The organism is Paenibacillus sp. ov031, assembly GCF_900143165.1.
Lineage (GTDB): Bacteria > Bacillota > Bacilli > Paenibacillales > Paenibacillaceae > Paenibacillus > Paenibacillus marchantiae.
Window position 1 is genome coordinate 73,977 of record NZ_FRDO01000002.1, and the last position, 18,807, is coordinate 92,783.

The window sequence follows — 18,807 nt, forward strand, 5'->3', positions numbered from 1 at the left end:
CTATTAAATTAAATTCTCCTGCATTATCCAATCCCTAATTAAAGATTTATGGATAGGAGTTAAATTATCTTGACCATCCGTAGGAAAAAGGGTGTTTAATGAGGGATTTACACGATAAACTGAAGGTATAATATACATATTTAATTCTTCTTCTGCTATTAACTTTTCTTCGAAGGTCATTAGCTCCTCATATCTTTTTTCGCCAGGACGAAGCCCAATATTGTGTATTCCGACTTCAGAATTAATTTGATAACGTTCTTTGACTATTTCAATTATAACTTCGGCCAAATCGCCTATTTTAATAACAGGCATTTTAAGAACAAAAACCTCTCCTCCTTGCGCTCTATCATTAGCTTCAAGTATAAGTTCAATTGCCTGGGAGGGAGTCATCATATAGCGCAGCATATCTGGATCTGTAAGAGTTAAATCCTTTCTATCTAATATTTGTTTTTTAAACAGAGGAATTACTGATCCTCGTGACCCCATAACATTACCAAACCTCACAGAGGAAAAAATAGTATCTTTAGAACCCTTTTGGTATTCTGCAGCAGAGATTAGTCTTTCCGCGGTAAGTTTCGTAGCTCCGTATGTGTTGGTTGGTGATATTGCTTTATCTGTACTTGTAAAAAGTACTTTTTTCACGCCATTCGCAATCGCCGCCTGTATAACATTTTGGGTGCCAATCACGTTAGTCTGTACAGCTTCAAAGGGATTATACTCACATGAAGGCACATGCTTCATTGCAGCAAGATGAAAAACATAATCAATATCCTCCATAGCCCTCATCAGTCTGGATAAATCTCTCACATCTCCGATCAAAAATCGAAGTTGATCAGAGAATGAACTAAGTTCATGATTCATTTCATATTGTTTATGCTCATCTCTACTGAAAACTCTAATAACATGGGGTTTATGTTTGATTAAATGTTGGACCAATTGTGTTCCAATAGTTCCTGTACCGCCTATAACAAGTATCTTTTTTTCAGTATATATAGATTTCATTTTTATACACATCCTTAAATTAATACGGCTCTACGGAATTTTCAATAAATAATATCACTACTATACATTATCGGTATAATGTCCTTCTCTTTGAATCCTTGTAACAAAAAAACCCCTCAGTTGAGAGGTTAACTCATATAAATATCGCGTTATTTTCTACGATCCATAAGTATGCTACCCGGTGAAAGATTAGATTCATAGGCACTTCGCTGTGTTGCCGCTTGCCTACGATTATACAACCATTCCCGAGCTTCGAGAAGGAGTGATTCCATTCTCCGCAGTATAACAGGATCCAATTCCAGTACTCGTTTAATCCTGTCTTTTTGATCCTCAGTGGATACTTCTTTATTTTGCAATTCGATATTAATCAAATCCACAATGGGTTGTCTCTTTGTAATAAATTCTTCTACTTCCTCGTAAGAACATATTTCGATACTATCCATAAATGAAATGGTCAACTTTTCTAATTGTTCGATGTAATTATCCATTAGCAATTTCCGATTGGCCTAATGCTATTTTATTAGCCTGAATCCAAGTCTCACGTAACTCAACTAGATAACTTAAAGCTTCTTCTATCTTCTGATGATCTTTACGTATATTCGCTTCGATAAGCAAATAGTTGGTGTATTCATATAGAGAGTACAAATTCTTTGATATCTCATAATCAAAATTAAGCGTACCCATCAATTCACTGACAATAGATTGTGCCTTACCAAGATTGGTACTTGTCTTCCCATGATCATGTTGCTGCAGGCCTTGAAGCGCAGTTTTGATAAACCTTATTGCACCATCATACAACATAACAACAAGTTGGGCTGGAGTTGAAGTTTGGACTGCTAATTGCTTGTATTTATTGTAAGGAGAATTAATCAATTCGCTCACCTCTAACTATGAATTCAAGCCCAGACTTGATAATAAACTGGAAGACTGGGAATTTAATTTGCTCATGGCCTGTTCCATTGCAGTAAATTGTTTGTAATATCTATTTTCAGCAGTAGTAAGATTTTTCAGCATTGTATCCATACGGCTATCATATGATTTCAGTTCACGCCCCATAACACTCTCAGGTTTATAAGCCCCTGTGATTGAGCCAGAAAAACGGTCAGTACCAGCACGGTCAGAAATCATATTGATTGAATTGCCAACTTTCTCAGCAAGCTTATCAAAAATTCCAGTAGAAGGAGAACTTACTGGCCCTTGGAATAAATCCAATATTTTTTGAGGATTATCAGAGATAGCACTCTTCAATTTAGACTCATCCAGTATAAGTTTACCTTCATCATAATACTTACCTGTAGTTATCCCCATAGCACTAAGATCACTCAAATTTGCGGTGATAATCATCCGCATCTGCGAAACCGTGGACGTCAATATATCATCATTTTTCAACAAACCACTTTGTGATTTTTCTGTCCAGGCTTTAATATCCGCCTCTTTCATTTCCTTCTTTTGCTCATCTGTAAGTGGTGCAAAATTCCGATATTTTGCTTCGCTCGTTTTGGAATTCAATGTACTGAGTAAAGAATTATAATCTTCAATAAATCCCTTAATAGTTTCCAAAACGTTATCCGGATTTTTCTGAGTTGTTATATTAACAGTCTCCCCAGACGGGGTTGTGGAAAGCAAATTGAATGTAATTCCATTTAACATGAAGTTGTTACTATCCTTCTCAACATCTATTCCGTTAATATTTAATTTTGCATTTTCACCAGATTTGAAATTTTGTTCTCCTTTAAAGAGAGCCAGTAAGGTATTATCCCCTGTATCGGTTCCAAGTTTAATAGGATCTCCATTTTGAGAAGTGAAGACCAATCTCCCGGTCGCCTTATCAAAACTTGCTGTTGTATTCGCACCTGCACGAGCTGACACCTCTGCTATAACATCATCAATAGAGTCAGAACCTGCAAAGCTAAAAGTTTCATTGTTAATTTTGAGAGAAAAAGGTTCAGTGGCTCCTGTAAGTGCAGACAATTTAGTGCTTCCCGAAAAACCTGAACCTGCGCCATTGGTCTCAATAACTGCTTTGTCAGTTGGTGTACCACCAAATAAATTAACAACAGAATTAGTACCAGTATTCGCTCCGATGTCCACCTTACCGGCAGGACCACTCGTCTTAGAACGAATGATCAACTGACCTGTTAATTCGTCATAACTTGCATTGACATTCGCTTTGGTATTAGAGTTAATTGTAGAAATCATACTTGAAATTGATGTAAGGCCATTGAATAATGGCTTTCCATTATCATCTTTGAAGCTTACACCATTGATGATTAGATCGAAACCTTTATCAAGATAATCCTTACGATCAGTTTCACTCATCCCTGCCAAATCAACACCATCAACTTCTGCAAGAGTAGAAGTACCTTTGTAAATCTTATCCGTACCTGTAGTTTGCACGGTAGCACTTGTTGCAAGTTTTGATATTTGAACTTTCATATCAATCCCATTAGCATCAGCAGTCGCCTCTGCTTTAAGAGCATCCTTATTCCCCGTAATAACAGCCTTATTCGCATTTAGTGCTGAGTCTTTACCATACTTATCCGTTAATTTATTATAACGGAAATCATAGAGCTTGCTATTTATCTCACGATAACTGTCTCGTTTCCACTCTACCAGTTGTTTATTTTGGGTAATTTTATCATATGAAGCACGTTTTGCAGTCATCATACTTTTCACAAGACTATCTATATCCATACCTGAAAAACCATTAATACGAGTTACCATAATCGTTTTTCCCCCTTAGATTCAGATTTTTTCATCAATAAGAATACCGGCAATCTCCATCATTTTAGCTACTAAATCTAATGTTTTTTCAGGTGGGATCTCACGAATTAACTCTCCAGTTTCTCTGTTTAATACTTTCACCATAATATCATGTGTTTTTTCGTGAATACTTATCTCTAATGAAGTCTGTGGTCCCTGTAGTGACTTAATCGCACGTTCGATCGTTTTCACCAGTTGTTCATCTGCTACAGTGGACAGCTTAACCTGATTTTCTGAAGAATTCATCTCTTTATAATTGTCAGCGTTGTTAGAATACTCTTGTACACGTTGTCTTGATAGGGAACTTTGCGTTGATAATGACAACTCTATATTCATTGAATTAAGCCTCCAAAACAAAGGATTATTAACTTATTATCGGTTTCACTTGCAAATTCTTTAGACAATAGCAGACATTTTATCCTGCAATTCAGCTAGGGTTGATTCCATCGTTTCCGTTATCTTGCTCAACACAACTATACTAATCTCAAGAAATCCCAATTGTATTTCTTTATTCTTCCGCAGATTCTCCGTTGATAATACTTGTTCGATTTCAAACAGGTTCCATATACTTGTTATTAGCAAGGCTTGAAGATTGTGACGCAACAACATATGTCCCATCAATTCATTGAATAAAGAATCCGTTTTCTCTAATTTTTTCAATGCTTTCAGCAACTTTTCAACAGACTCGTTTTCTCTTAGTTTAATCCCTTGCAATAAAACATGTTGCTTCTTAAGTCTCATTTTTAAATCTTTAAAATGGCCCAGCTCTGAACTAAGATTCAAGACCATTTGACTTAGACTCAAAGGATAATTTTGTATTTGTCGAATTTCCTCATGTACACAAATAGACTCTCTTCCCAATCGAAAGTATTCTTCATAAAAATCAATTAGTTTCATTGGTATGGTATGATTTATTTTAGCTCCGCCTTCAGTTGCATTTATTACTTGAAGTTGTTTATTGAATATCTCCGATTCGAACCAACTACGAAATGCATTCCATATCTCTGTAGTATGCACTTCACCACCATAGTAGCCCTCTGTTGTGATCTTCTGATCCATGGAAGCTACTGGATTGCTATCATAAATCGTATTGCTAGCATGAGTTTCATTTGGAGAGTTACCATAAGCCAAATCTTGCCCGACAAGAACGATAGGAAAGGCTCCCAAATGAGCAGCTAGTCCAAACGCTACATGAGCGCAGGACTGTCCAATACTAATGGAGTTATCTCCCTTTAGCCCCATAACATCCTTCAACCACACATATTCACCTACATTGTCTCTTATAGGTATACATATATTATTACTGAATTCTTCAAAAATTTCCGGATATAGCAGCAGCGGAGCAACTAACGTTACTTCTGAGGGGTAGCTCTTGTTTTTATAGAAGTACGTGTATGTTAGTTCTCCCCGCTCAATGGAACAGATGAAATCAGGAATAATACCCTCATCGCATAAACGCTCAGCTATGGTATCTACTGCAATTATTACTGCCTTATGTTTGAATTGTTTAAGGTATTGTATGTTCTTGTTTAATGATGGACCTGCAGCTACAACAATAGCTGGCACATCTTTGAACAAATTCCTCATCTGCGCTGTATCTCTTGAGCGAACTAGATGTCTTACATTTTTCATATTGTGCTCAAAGCCCATCAGACTATCTTCCACTGAATTCCCGTATAACGTGGTTCTATATTTAGATATTTCTTTGATCTGTCTAACCAGTGAAAGACAAGAATCAACATCATGTTCCCGATAGTAGGAAGTATAATAGAATCTAATATTTTTCAAATAAAATATAAGGCTAGTTGAGAATAACTTATCTAAAAACATAGGCAAGTTACTCAAATCATCAGCAAAAAGAATTACGTTCGGAGATGCAAAGAAAGACAGGTCTTTCTCCCTCAAAACGTAATTAAAAAATGAGCAGTTCGGCTCTACGATCACTAGAAATGACTCTTTGCTCATAGTTTGAATCAGGTATTCCAGCTCCAATGTGGAATAAATTCCCATAGCGAAAATCAGTTCTTTTTTGTTCGGATTAGGTATACTTTCCATGTCTACATTTTGGCCCAAATATATTACTTTATTATTAACCTCAATCAAATCACCTTTTTCGTGATTTTCTTCAAAAAAACGAAAAGAACACTCGTTATCAGGTTCACCAATCCAATGCAAGCTATTGTTGGATAGAAGCCTGATGTTGTTATCTAGTAATTGCAAAACATGTATCCCCCTTTTACTCTTAATCACAAATAGCGTGTTCTCTAAAAAGAAAGCCCCACATGAGTGGGGCGGAAAACCTTTTTTTTGGAAACTTATTATCTGAGCAATTGTAGAACACCTTGTGGTTGTTGATTTGCTTGAGCAAGCATCGCTTGAGAAGCTTGAGCCAAGATGTTGTTTTTTGTTTGTTCCATCATTTCCTTTGCCATGTCAACGTCACGGATACGGGATTCAGCTGCAGTCAGATTCTCAGAAGCAGTTCCCAAGTTGTTGATCGTGTGCTCCAGACGGTTTTGAACTGCCCCCAGTTTCGAGCGTTCACTGGATACTTTTTGAGTAGCCACATCAATAACTTTGATTGCTACAGTTGCTTGAGATTGAGTGGAAATTTGCAGCCCCTTCACACCCAGAGCGGACGATCCCATATCTTCAATAGACAAATTCATTGTTTGGCCTGTATTTGCACCGATTTGGAATGTTGCAGTTCCATCTGTACGGACATTAGCTGCAGCTGTTGTTTCGTTGAACGAGGACAACGCGTTAGTAGCAGATGTACGAATATTACCGCCAGTATCTTTCACAGAAATTGTCAAACCATTGATTGCTCCTGTTGATCCATCATTAGCTGCAGTAACTAGAACATTGCCTGAGGAAACAGTGAGCGCCAAGTTAGCATCCGCACCGCCACTTGATGTGTTACCCAGATTAGCCAAAGTAGTAGTAGAAGTTACAGTGATTTTGTTAGTTACAGTAGTTCCATCTTTTACATAAGAAACTGTAATTTCGTCACCTTTGGTGATTCCAAGATTATTACCATTTCTATCTGTAGCACTAACCAAAGTTGTTGTCCCAGCAGTAAGTGCAGCACCCGCACTATTTTTCAATGCACTGTTAGTATTAACATTTGCAACAGCGCTGTTAACAGCTTGACCCATGGAACCGTCAAGAAGGTTCTTGGTATTGAATTGGGTAGTGGATTGAATGCGATCGATTTCCTCATTCAACTGGTTCATCTCATCTTGCAGGTTTTTACGGTCGCCAGCAGTATTTGTATCGTTACCGGATTGAACTGCGAGTTCACGCATACGTTGCAGGATGGAGTGAGTTTCGTTCAATGCACCCTCAGCAGTTTGGATCAAAGAGATACCATCTTGCGAGTTACGGGATGCTTGATCCAAACCACGGATTTGGCCGCGCATTTTTTCGGAAATTGCCAGACCTGCAGCATCGTCACCAGCACGGTTGATGCGAAGACCGGAAGACAATTTCTCGATGTTTTTGTTAGTGTTAGTAGTGTTTGTAGACAGTTGACGGTGAGTGTTCAACGCCGCAATATTGTGGTTAATAATCATTTGATATTTCCTCCCTGAAAATAAGTTAGTTCCACATCCTTGTGGTAAACGCCGCGACATTAAGGTCGGCCGCCCTGCCGAAGCAGCGTCTAAATAATATATCGACAGGAGAGGAGCAACTGTTTATAGCAAATTGGAATTTTTTTATTCTTTTTTAGTACTATCGTTCCGCAAACGTTCCATAAACGCTTCGACATTTACTGCTAGAGGTGTTGCAGACTCACGGTTCGCTTCTTGGATCGATGCATATATCTCCTGCCGATATATATCAATATGCTTGGGTGCAGAGATACCTATTCGTACCGTATCACCCTCTACGGCAAGTACAGTCACCTCAATGTGATCCTGAATGATGATGGACTCACCCTTTTTTCGTGATAGTACCAGCATGTCAGACTCCACCCTTCACTGATTTCGCTTCATCTTCTTCCCATATGAGATGACGTGTCTCATAGCTGGATTGATGGAGTACAACTTGCTTACCCACACGATTTACGGGATTAAGCACAATAGGTGCAAGAAGATTCATTGTAGATTTATTCGTTTGGGAATGGATCGTAACCATGGAGTACACCGATACTTGATCAATGATTCCCAACTCTTCCTTGTCTACCTCGCTCAGCTCAAAACTATAATCGGGCACAAACGTAAATGGACTTACCAACAAGAACGATAAATCCGGTTCTCGCACAGACTGTAAATAACTGAACGGCGTTCCCTCCCATGGAATTATAGCAAACTCCGTCTCTTCCTCAAATCCAGGCAAACCTTTTGGAAACTGATATACATCTTCCCCACTAACCTCTACATCTCCCCACGTACTTGTATGAATAATAATAACGAACGCCTCCTTGGCGATTAATAATATATACAAAAAGAGCCATAGAGGGCTGCATCCGAGACCGTCTATAGCTCTACATTATAACTCATAACCCCACATCTATGGCAGGTGGAGTGTATTGAACTGATGCATACTGTTTCACATAGATATCCAACTTACCTCGTTGATACTCAATTTCCGGTTTATTAACAATAACGTTCATTTCGGAGACAGCTGGTTCATAACTAATGTCTGGCGGTCTCGTCTCAATTTGAATATCTACATTATCAAATGATGCGGGAGTCCTTGTTTCTGGAAAAGACTTTGGTTGCCAGTCCATACCAATAATATTAGATATCGTATTGCTCGGTTTATGAATAGCAGCTAACTGATTTCCCTGTTGAACACGTTCAGCCATGTTTTGCAAAAACTGCTGTTGAATGCCCGAGTAGATTCGGGCATTCATGTCAATCATATTGCCACCATTGTAGGCAGAGAAGGCCTTGCTCTGATCTACATGAAGAGTGATTGGATGACTCTCCACAGTTAGCTTGGCAGGCCTGGTGTTTAGCTGAATTTCTGCCTTAGGCTGACGAATAGAGTACTGACCAGGATTAGTATCCATATTTAGAATAGAAGGTGTAGTTCTAATCTGAACTACAGGAAGAGTCTTCATGAGTTAGATCCCCCTTTTATCTAAGGAAATCCACCAAAGATGGAGAGATGATTTTTGCACCCGCGGACAAAGAAGCATTGTAGATGTTTTCCTGAATTTTGGATTGCATAGCTAACTCTGCATAATCTGCATCCTCAACCTTTGATTGTAGATCAGTTAAGTTAATGCCTAGATCATCCAATCTTCCCATCATCAGATCAACCCGATTCGTCTTCGCACCAATCTCAGAGCGAATCGCAAGCATTTTGTCCATCCGACTGTCAATGTTATCAAGTTGATTTGAAAGTTCCTTCTGGTCGCCATCCGATAATGCTTTCATAATTGTATTCATAATAACAAATAAATTATCATCTTCTGTACCTGTACCAAACACTTCATTACCATCCACGTTAATTGGCAATTGTACACTCTCACCAACAATAAAGTTAATCTTACCTTTATCCGTTATAACAGAAGCAGCATTTGTTGTGTCGAATGAGCCATCTGCATTGGTAGGAAAGTCATATGGCTTAACATCATATGTCTCACCGTTGAAAATGTATTTACCGTTCAGCTTACTGTTGGATATATCGACAAGCTGTTCCTTTAGCTGTTGTACCTCTTCATTTATACTATCCAATGCAGATTGAGGATTTGTTCCCGTCGATGCATTTACTGTCAATTCACGAAGACGCTGAATTACACTTCCAGCTTGATTCATGACAGTATCATTAAAATCAAGCCATGATACGGCACTGTCTACATTTTTCTGATACTGCTCATTAGAAGACAACTCAGCTCGATAACGAAGGGAGTACGTGATACCTACTGGATCATCTGAAGGTTTGTTGATTTTCCGACCTGTTGCCAACTGGGTTTGTGTATTATTCATCTGTTGCGCATTCCGGTTCAAGTTCAAAAGCAGTTGCGAACTCAACATATTATTCGTAATTCTCATAATAGATGCTTACTCCTTCCTTAACTATCTGCCTACTACACCAGTAGAGTTAATTAATTTATCAAGCAGTTGATCAAATGTAGTCATAAAACGCGCTGATGCGCTATAGGCGTGCTGGAATTTAACCATATTGGTCATTTCTTCATCCAATGACACACCACTCACCGACTGGCGACGCGTGTCTACTTGCTCTACAAGAAACTCAGAGTTAGACGTCTGACGTGCAGCTTCTTGGGACTGAACCCCGAGTTGTCCAACAATCGCACTAAACTGTGCACCAATCGTTGCATTACGTAAACCATCTGCTGATTTCATCGGTGTGTCCTTAAGGTTAGCAAGTAAAATGGCAAGTGTATTGTTTCCTTTGATTACAGTCTCTGTGCCAGACGCATCCGTAGTACGCAAAGAAGTAGCAATCTTGTTCGGATCAGCCAGAATTTCCGCATTCAATGAGATATTTCCAGCTGTAATCGCAGTCCCACCACCAGCTGCTGTAAAGAACGGCACTCCTGGTGAATTGGTTCCGTCCATACTGTACCCAAGCTGATGCAGCCCGTTCAATCCTTTGACCGTTACCTTCAGATCTGTAGCCAATGTCCGCGCCGCACCAGTATATGTAACACCACCCAGGACAGTATTATCTGGCAAAACAGAACCGGCAGGAAGCGTGATCTCAATATCTCCGTTGGCAAGCGTATTAGCCAGGTCATCCATTTGTTTCTGGTAGTCACTGACCAATGTATCTCTGGATTTAATCATACCGTGTACTTCGCCGTTAGTAAGATTACCTGCTGCGTAAGCCGCATTGAGGTAAGCTGGGTCAACGACAGCCTGGACTGCCCCACCCGTAACCAGCGCTTGTCCATTCATCTGAATGGAGTATCCTTGTGGTGAGTCGGTAACGGTAATATTCATAATTTTGGACAGCTTGTCCGCCATCAGGTCACGCTGGTCACGCAAATCGTTGGCATTGTCGCCGAGCGATTCGATCTTAACGATCGAACTATTCAGGTTAGCAATGTTACCCAGGTAGCCTTGAATTTCACTACTTTTCACAGAGATGTTACTGTCCAGATCCTCACTGAGTGCACCCAACTGACGACTTATCTGATTCATCGCATCTGTCAAGGCAAGTGTTGTCTCTTTTACGATTCGACGAGCAGTAACATCCTCCGGATTTTTGCTCAGATCGGACCATGATTTATAGAAGTTATCCATAACTGTCCGGAATCCGGTATCGGATGGTTCATTTACAATGGCTTCAAGCTTCTCAAGGGTATCACGCTGAATGGACCAACTCCCGAAGTTGGTGTTTTCATTACGGTATTGGTCATCTAGGAATTTCTCACGCACACGGGTGATAGAATCAAACTCCACGCCTGTTCCGAGTTGTCCTGGTGTTGTACTGTGCAAAAATGCAAACGGCTCCATAGGAATAGACGCCTTCATGTTTACCGTTTGCCGGGAGTACCCTTCCGTGTTGGCATTTGCCACGTTATGTCCAGTTGTGCTAAGCGCTGTCGTCTGTGTGAACAAGCTGCGTTTAGCCGTTTCGATTGAATGAAAAGTAGATGTCACCTTGTTTCCCCCTAATTAATCAGGCACGTGTATCAAAAAGACCAATTCGCCCTGGATTACCGTTCTTATCAGCAGGATGCTGATATGTGGCATCCTGTTCCGGCCGAGAAGCAAATATGTCCATTGAGAGATCAATAAACATCAATGATTGCTCGATCAGTTTTTGATTCAATTGATTAATTTCTTTCAATTCCTGCAATGTTCCCGCTAGCTTCTTCTGGACTTCAAGCAATCGCTGTTTATCAGCCGGATCAAAGATCAGCTTGGAGATCTCTGTGATATTCAGGTTAAGCATCGACTTGATGCCCCGCTCCTGAAGCAGTTCATGAACTGCACTCAGTCGTTCGCTCTCAAGTGGCTCCTGCTGTTTCATAAACTTGGATTCCTTATTCATTACAGCAATGAGTTGATCCACATCGTTTTTGACAATAACCTGTCTCTTGATCTCGCTGAGTGCCAGCATCTCGCGGTGACTTTGTTCCATTTGCTGCAAAACTGCAATTAATCTGTCCAGTGCTGCCATTACGTGATCACCTATTCCTTATCAAAAGACTTAAAGTACGGCAGTAACTTGTCAGCAAGCTTGCTGCTGTCCACTTGGTAAGTTCCCGAACTTACCTGTTCTTTCAGTTCCTGTATCCGTTGTATACGTCCTGCATCCTGTGTACGACCTTGTTCCTCAAGCATCTTCATCGCCTCCGGAGAAATGGATACCTCGTCCTTACGGCGGCTCTTTTTGGCATCAGCCTGCTGATTGGATTCAACGTTCCTCTGATATGAATTGATTGCACCAATTCTACTCGGTTCATTGATTTTCATACGAATTGCACTTCCTTCCACCTTAGGATTTTTAACATTATCTTTATGTTCTCGAACGATTAGGATAATAAAAAAAACCGATAATCTTTAATAAGTTTATCGGTACGTTCCAAAACATTTGTTATAGCAAAACTTGTATTTAAGCCCTCGTTCCTATAGATCCCGTAGTTTGTCGACAGCATTATAGGTTCGTCCGCCTATGCTGCCGTTATCCTTCTGACCTACTTCTCTAGCCGCTCCAGCCAAATCTTTCGTCAAACGATTCCGGCAAGAGTCGCACATATGGCCATCACGAATCAGGGTTCCGCACACTTCACAAGGATACATCATATTTGGGGCGTTTTCGATGGAAATACGTCCCTCACGAATGAACTTGGTAATATTTTTAATTGAAACGTCTGTTGCATCAGATAGTTCCTGTATGTTAGTGCCCTTGTTTTCGCGCAGATATTCCACACAAGTCTGGTATTCCAGTTCAATTTCCTTGATACAGTTCGAGCACACATCCCGAAAATTCAACGCATATAATTTTCCACAACGCGGACAATTACCCAGATTCATCGCTAAAACGCCCCTCTCAAACTTCCTCTTCCGAATGGATAATAACTATACATTACCTTATTTTCTCACTTCAAGTCCATAGCCTCTTTGCGAATAAAAAAGGGGTATAGGGTGCATGTATGCGCAACCTATACCCCTGATCTAAATCCTTAATTCAATGTTTTGATGCTTAGTACAGAAGTCCATGCACTTATATTTTGATCGTTCAGTGCACGAATGCGATATTTATGAAGGCTTGATGGAAGCAAATCGGAATGAACAAAGGTTGTATCATTTATAGTCGCTACGATTTGACCATCTGCTTCAATTTCATATGAAGAGGCACCGTTCACTGCATCCCATGTTAATACAATACCCGTTCTGTCTGAAGTTCCTTTTAATACCGGAGTGCTCAATTGTGTGGTTCCGCTGATCAAATCACTCCATGTTCCTACGCCAGCGGCGTTCTTGGAACGAATGCGGAAGGTGTGATCTGTATTGGCTGCAAGACCACTCTTCGTGTAGGCAACGCCTGTAACAGCGACGATTGTACCGTCGATCTCCAGATCGTATCCCGTAGCTCCGGTTACTGCGTTCCATTTCAGGGCGATAGCCGTATTGGTTACGGAGTTTACGGTAAATCCAGTAACGGAAGCTGGGATTGTGCTTTGTGTCAAAATGGCTGTCCATGCACTCGTATTAGTATCCGTCAAAGCACGTACGCGATATTTATGTGCTGTACCTCCGAGCAGACTACTGTGTGTGTACGAAAGCTCGTTCACTGTCGCTACTACCACACCATCGGCTTCCATTTCATATTTCGTAGCGTCGGTGATTGCTGCCCATGTCAGGTTAATAGCCGTTTCCTCCGATGTCGCTTTCAACACTGGAGTGTTCAATTGCGTCGTTCCGTTGATCAAATCACTCCATGTTCCTACTCCCGCGGCATTCTTGGAACGAATGCGGAAGGTGTGATCTGTATTGGCTGCGAGACCACTCTTCGTGTAGGCAGCGCCAGTAACAGCGACAACTGTACCGTCGATTTCCAGATCATAACCAGTTGCTCCGGTTACTGCGTTCCATTTCAATGCTATTGCTGCATTCGTTACGGAGTTAACAGACAATCCGGCAACGGAAGCCGGGATTGTGCTTTGTGTCAAAATGGCTGTCCATGCACTCGTATTGGTGTCTGTCAAAGCACGAACACGATATTTATGTGCTGTTCCTGCCAGCAAGCTGCTGTGCTTATACGAAGGTTCGTTCACTGTCGATACTACCGCTCCATCAGCTTCCACTTCATATTTCGTAGCGTCGGCGATTTCTGCCCATGTCAGGTTGATAGCCGTTTCTTCCGATGTGGCTTTTAATACTGGAGTGTTCAATTGCGTCGTTCCGTTGATCAAATCACTCCATGTTCCTACTCCCGCGGCATTCTTCGAGCGAACGCGGAAGGTGTGATCTGTGTTGGCTGCAAGACCATTTTTCGTGTAGGCAGCAGCTGTAGTGGATACTAATACACCATCAATCTCTAGATCGTAACCAGTAGCTCCAGTTACTGCATTCCATTTTAAAGCTATTGCTGTATTTGTTACCGAGGAAATAGTCAATCCGCTCACGGACGCTGGAATTGTGCTTTGCGTTAAAATCGCTGTCCATGCACTTGTGTTGGTCTTGGTCAAAGCCCGTACACGATATTTATGTGCTGTCCCTGCGAGCAGACTGCTGTGCGTGTATGAAGGTTCGCTCACTGTCTCCACGACCACACCATCGGCTTCTACTTCATATTTCGTAGCATCGGCGATTTCTGCCCATGTCAGATTAATAGTCGTTTCTTCCGATGTCGCTTTCAACACTGGGGTGTTCAATTGCGTCGTTCCGTTGATCAAATCACTCCATGTTCCTACTCCCGCGGCATTCTTCGAGCGAATGCGGAAGGTGTGATCTGTATTGGCTGCGAGACCACTCTTCGTGTAGCCAGCAGCTGTAGTGGATACTAATACACCATCAATTTCCAGATCATAACCCGTTGCTCCAGTTACTGCATTCCATTTTAAAGCTATTGCTGTATTTGTTACCGAGGTAATAATCAATCCGCTCACGGATGCCGGGATTGTGCTTTGCGTCAAAATAGCTGTCCACGCACTTGTATTGGTATCGGTCAGAGCACGTACGCGATATTTATGGGCTGTTCCTGCGAGCAAGCTGCTGTGCGTGTACGAAGGCTCGTTCACGGTCGCTACTACCACTCCATCAGCTTCTACTTCATATTTTGTAGCGTCGGCGATTTCTGCCCACGTCAGGTTGACAACTGTTTCTTCGGACGTTGCTTTCAATACTGGAGTGTTTAGTTGCGTTGTCCCACTAATCAAATCACTCCATGTTCCTACGCCAGCGGCATTCTTGGAACGGATGCGGAAGGTGTGATCTGTGTTTGCTGCGAGACCACTCTTCGTGTAGGCAACGCCCGTGACAGCGACAACTGTTCCGTCGATCTCCAAATCGTAACCAGTCGCTCCGGTTACTGCATTCCATTTCAAAGCTATTGCTGCATTCGTTACCGAGCTAATAGTCAATCCGCTCACGGAAGCTGGAATTGTGCTTTGCGTCAAAATGGCTGTCCACGCGCTTGTGTTAATATCGGTCAGAGCACGTACGCGATATTTATGCGCTGTTCCTGCGAGCAAGCTGCTGTGCGTATACGATGGTTCGTTCACGGTCGCCACTACCACACCATCAGCCTCTACTTCATATTTCGTAGCGTCCGCGATTTCTGCCCATGTCAGATTAATAGCCGTTTCTTCCGATGTCGCTTTCAATACAGGTGTGTTCAATTGTGTGGTTCCGCTAATTAAATCACTCCATGTTCCTACTCCAGCGGCATTCTTAGAACGGATGCGGAAGGTGTGATCTGTATTTGCTGCGAGACCACTCTTCGTGTAAGCAGTAGCAGTAGTGGATACTAACGTGCCATCAATCTCTAGGTCATATCCCGTAGCTCCAGTTACCGCGTTCCATTTCAAAGCTATTGCTGCGTTCGTTACCGAGCTAATAGTCAGTCCGCTCACGGAAGTTGGAATTGTGCTTTGCGTCAAAATGGCTGTCCACGCACTTGTGTTGGTGTCAGTCAGAGCACGTACGCGATATTTATGTGCTGTTCCTGCCAGCAAGTTGTTGTGCGTGTACGAAGGTTCGTTCACTGTCGCTACTACCACACCATCAGCCTCTACTTCATATTTCGTAGCGTCAGCGATTTCTGCCCATGTCAGATTAATAGCCGTTTCTTCCGATGCGGCTTTCAAAACTGGTGTATTTAATAATGTGGTTCCGCTAATCAAATCACTCCATGCTCCTACACCGGCAGCATTCTTCGACCGGATGCGGAAGGTGTGATCTGTGTTGGCTGCAAGACCACTCTTCGTGTAGGCAACGCCGGTGACAGAGACAACCGTACCGTCGATTTCAAGATCGTATCCAGTGGCTCCAGTTACAGTTGTCCATTTTAACGCTATAGCCGCATTGGTTACAGAGTTCACTGTTAGTCCTGCAACAGAACCTGGTAGCGTATTTTGACTCAGTACGGCTGTCCACGCACTTGTATTGGTATCTGTCAAAGCACGCACACGGTATTTATGAGCTGTACCTGGTGTGAGTCCGGTATGCGTAAATGTCGGATCTACAACAATACCAGCGATTACTCCATCAGCTTCTACTTCATATGAAGTAGCCCCCTCAATAGAAGGCCAAACGAGAATAATTTCTTCCTGTGAAGGACTTGATTTTAATACAGGTGTGCTCAATTGAGTTGACACGGTTAACAGATCAGACCAACTGCCTGCCCCGCCTGTATTTTTTGGTCTTAAGCGGAAAGTATGTTCTGTATTAGGAATGAGTCCTGTTTTGCTATATGTGGTACCAGTCACAGCCACGATATTACCGTCAATCTCCAAATCGTAACCCGTTGCACCTTTTACAGCGGTCCATGATAGTGCAACTTTATTAAATGTTGCTTCTGTTACTTTCAAACCACTGACGGAGTCCGGAACGACCAGTTGCGTTATTGTTTTACTCCAATCGCTCTCATTGTTGGAGGACAGCACTTTTAGCGTGTACGTATGACTTGAATTTGCTGCGAGACCCTCATGCTCATACGATGTCACATGGCCAAGCTCGATAGGCTGCTCATCATCAATTTTTAATTGATAATGAGTAGCTTGGTCAACCGCATTCCATTGGATAATATTTTTACCTTCCTGGGAGCTTGCCGAAATCATCGGTTGTTGGAGCAAGGTTTTGATCTCATACAAAGGGCTCCATTCACTTGTACCTATTGAATTTAGAGAACGTACTCTATAGGAATACAACGTATCAGGCAATAGTGAATTGCTGTCAAAGGTTGTCCCATAGTAAGGCCCCTTAATGATTCCATTCTCCTCAATTTCATATTGCACGGCCTGCTGTGCATGCTGCCATTTCAAGTTAACTGTATTTTCACTTTGTTTTCCTGTGACCCCAGCCGGAATAGAAGGGATGTTGCTAATCGTCACCGGGTCTACTAACTGTTTGGTAAAAGAGGCCGGTTCCGCTTTGCGTGTATAATACGGGTTCAGTTCAGAATAGAAGTCCACTACCTCTCCCGTATCCGCATTAACGACCAAACTTAACTGCCTAACATCATAATTGTATACATCAACCGGTGTAAGTTGACCCAGAACATTATAGTTCGAGATAGTCCATTGCCCCACTTCCATGCCGGATTGTCTATACGTCATCTCAGTGAAGTAATCACGAACCTTACTTAGATCAATAAGAAATGCATTGTCGATCTGTCCAGTATACTTGGATGTATACGAGCCGAAGCTTATATTCGTAATATCACTGGTAAATCCCAAGATGGACTGCCTTCTTGTAAAAGAGTAACCTGTTGTTGAAATATTGTAGGATCTAACCCAACTGAGATTAACATCTCTCTGGTTCACCTGTAATTTACCGTTGTTATTCGTCATTACATATTGATAATCATTACTTGATGAAACAATACCATTACTCGTTGCGGCATCAGCACGGTTCCCCCCGTACACGCCAAACTGTCCGAATACCAGCATTAGCACCAGTAAACGGACGGTCCATAAGTAAAACCTATTTTTTCTTTTTCCTGCACCCACCGTTGTTCTCTCCTTCAAAAGATATGTTGTGCCACTCCCTGTGCTGTCACCTATGGTGAACGGCAGAACTATCTATTCTACACAGCAGAACCAATTCCTCTTTTTTACATGTAAAAATATTCTTGTATAATTCATATTCATAATTTCGTCAAACAACCAATATACAAATTATAGATGTATATATAAAAATCCATAATAGTGATAACGCTGTACATACAAGAACGTACTTTCTCTTTTCTATATAAAAGATATTAATTATTATCATCATATAATTTGAGTATGATAGCCATTTATTAAGTAATATTCATATTACGGTCAGGATCTGGCCAAAGTCAGCGTGTAAATCTCTATTGGAAGGTTAATAGAATATCCAGCGTTCAGGATCACCTGTCCGCAAGCATCCAAGGTGCTACCGGTTGTGTAAATATCATCAAGCATCAGCAAGCGTAAGGGACCAATTTCCCAACCTTGTTTTGTTGGTCTGAAATTCGAAGAGGCTCCTTGTCCAATCGTAGATGAATTAGCTGGCTGTGAATGCATCTCCTTTTGCGCGAATTGAGAGTTGGCTTGATAGAGGTCATATATCAACTCCAGTCCATCCGGCTGCATTGCAAATGCATCTTGCATGGTCTGAATACGCTCGCCGCGTGTTTTGAAGCTTTGTTTGGTGGTGTTGATCCGACGCTGCAGCAGATCAACTACAGGTAGGCGGACGGCTGCGGCAAGTCCTGCTGCGAGCCGCTCGGCCTGGTTGAAGCCGCGCTCGGCAAGGCGTTCGTTGCTGACGGGGACATAGGTCACCGCGTCTGGCCGCCATCGCGGCTTGTTGTTTTGGAGCAGCGACTGGCGGCTGAGGGTCGCTGCTCCGGTAGGAGCGTGCGTATAGTACGCGTCTGAGCTGTGGCTGTTGTGTTGCGCGTGTATATGCACAGGCG

General features: G+C 41.8%; 17 protein-coding genes. All 17 read right to left on the bottom strand.

All coding sequences use genetic code 11. The annotated features are described in order from the left end of the window. Positions 1 to 3: 3 nt before the first annotated feature. Positions 4 to 1,002 carry an SDR family NAD(P)-dependent oxidoreductase gene (locus BUA17_RS10680; protein WP_072733594.1) on the bottom strand — a complete coding sequence of 333 codons (999 nt, stop codon included), beginning with the start codon at positions 1,000 to 1,002 and terminating at the stop codon, positions 4 to 6. A 149-nt stretch (positions 1,003 to 1,151) separates the two neighbouring features. Next, a complete protein-coding gene (locus BUA17_RS10685; protein ID WP_072733595.1) occupies positions 1,152 to 1,490 on the bottom strand; it encodes a hypothetical protein in 339 nt (112 codons plus the stop codon). Beyond that, positions 1,483 to 1,884: a flagellar export chaperone FliS gene (gene fliS / locus BUA17_RS10690; RefSeq protein WP_348537069.1), complete on the bottom strand. Its 402-nt coding sequence runs from the start codon at positions 1,882 to 1,884 to the stop codon at positions 1,483 to 1,485. Before fliS ends, BUA17_RS10685 begins: the two co-directional genes overlap by 8 nt. Positions 1,885 to 1,890: 6 nt before the next feature. Beyond that, positions 1,891 to 3,726 (bottom strand): flagellar filament capping protein FliD, encoded by a 1,836-nt coding sequence (gene fliD, locus BUA17_RS10695; RefSeq protein ID WP_072733597.1) that lies wholly within the window; start codon positions 3,724 to 3,726, stop codon positions 1,891 to 1,893. A gap of 21 nt (positions 3,727 to 3,747) precedes the next feature. Next, positions 3,748 to 4,101, bottom strand: coding sequence for a flagellar protein FlaG (locus tag BUA17_RS10700; RefSeq protein WP_072733598.1), 354 nt, complete (start codon positions 4,099 to 4,101; stop codon positions 3,748 to 3,750). A gap of 60 nt (positions 4,102 to 4,161) precedes the next feature. Then, a complete protein-coding gene (locus BUA17_RS10705) occupies positions 4,162 to 5,985 on the bottom strand; it encodes a motility associated factor glycosyltransferase family protein (RefSeq protein ID WP_072733599.1) in 1,824 nt (607 codons plus the stop codon). A gap of 98 nt (positions 5,986 to 6,083) precedes the next feature. Then, a complete protein-coding gene (locus BUA17_RS10710; RefSeq protein WP_072733600.1) occupies positions 6,084 to 7,340 on the bottom strand; it encodes a flagellin N-terminal helical domain-containing protein in 1,257 nt (418 codons plus the stop codon). A 144-nt stretch (positions 7,341 to 7,484) separates the two neighbouring features. Next, entirely contained in the window at positions 7,485 to 7,730 is a 246-nt protein-coding gene (gene csrA / locus BUA17_RS10715) for a carbon storage regulator CsrA (protein WP_072733601.1), read from the bottom strand. Between the two features lies 1 nt (position 7,731). Beyond that, entirely contained in the window at positions 7,732 to 8,214 is a 483-nt protein-coding gene (locus tag BUA17_RS10720; RefSeq protein WP_244552123.1) for a flagellar assembly protein FliW, read from the bottom strand. 52 nt (positions 8,215 to 8,266) lie between these two features. After that, complete coding sequence (locus tag BUA17_RS10725; RefSeq protein WP_072733602.1) at positions 8,267 to 8,836, bottom strand: DUF6470 family protein; 570 nt, start codon at positions 8,834 to 8,836, stop codon at positions 8,267 to 8,269. A 16-nt stretch (positions 8,837 to 8,852) separates the two neighbouring features. Beyond that, positions 8,853 to 9,773 (bottom strand): flagellar hook-associated protein FlgL, encoded by a 921-nt coding sequence (flgL, locus tag BUA17_RS10730; RefSeq protein WP_072733603.1) that lies wholly within the window; start codon positions 9,771 to 9,773, stop codon positions 8,853 to 8,855. Between the two features lie 24 nt (positions 9,774 to 9,797). Then, positions 9,798 to 11,351, bottom strand: coding sequence for a flagellar hook-associated protein FlgK (gene flgK, locus BUA17_RS10735; RefSeq protein ID WP_072733604.1), 1,554 nt, complete (start codon positions 11,349 to 11,351; stop codon positions 9,798 to 9,800). A gap of 19 nt (positions 11,352 to 11,370) precedes the next feature. After that, positions 11,371 to 11,874: a flagellar protein FlgN gene (locus BUA17_RS10740; protein WP_072733605.1), complete on the bottom strand. Its 504-nt coding sequence runs from the start codon at positions 11,872 to 11,874 to the stop codon at positions 11,371 to 11,373. Between the two features lie 11 nt (positions 11,875 to 11,885). Further along, positions 11,886 to 12,170: a flagellar biosynthesis anti-sigma factor FlgM gene (gene flgM, locus BUA17_RS10745; protein ID WP_053779526.1), complete on the bottom strand. Its 285-nt coding sequence runs from the start codon at positions 12,168 to 12,170 to the stop codon at positions 11,886 to 11,888. Between the two features lie 153 nt (positions 12,171 to 12,323). Next, a complete protein-coding gene (locus BUA17_RS10750) occupies positions 12,324 to 12,731 on the bottom strand; it encodes a TIGR03826 family flagellar region protein (RefSeq protein WP_072733606.1) in 408 nt (135 codons plus the stop codon). A 149-nt stretch (positions 12,732 to 12,880) separates the two neighbouring features. Then, on the bottom strand, positions 12,881 to 17,872 hold the full coding sequence (locus BUA17_RS10755) for a fibronectin type III domain-containing protein (protein ID WP_072733607.1): 4,992 nt from the start codon (positions 17,870 to 17,872) through the stop codon (positions 12,881 to 12,883). 315 nt (positions 17,873 to 18,187) lie between these two features. Then, positions 18,188 to 18,673, bottom strand: a complete 486-nt coding sequence (locus BUA17_RS10760) for a ComF family protein (protein ID WP_072733608.1) — start codon at positions 18,671 to 18,673, stop codon at positions 18,188 to 18,190. Positions 18,674 to 18,807 lie beyond the last annotated feature (134 nt).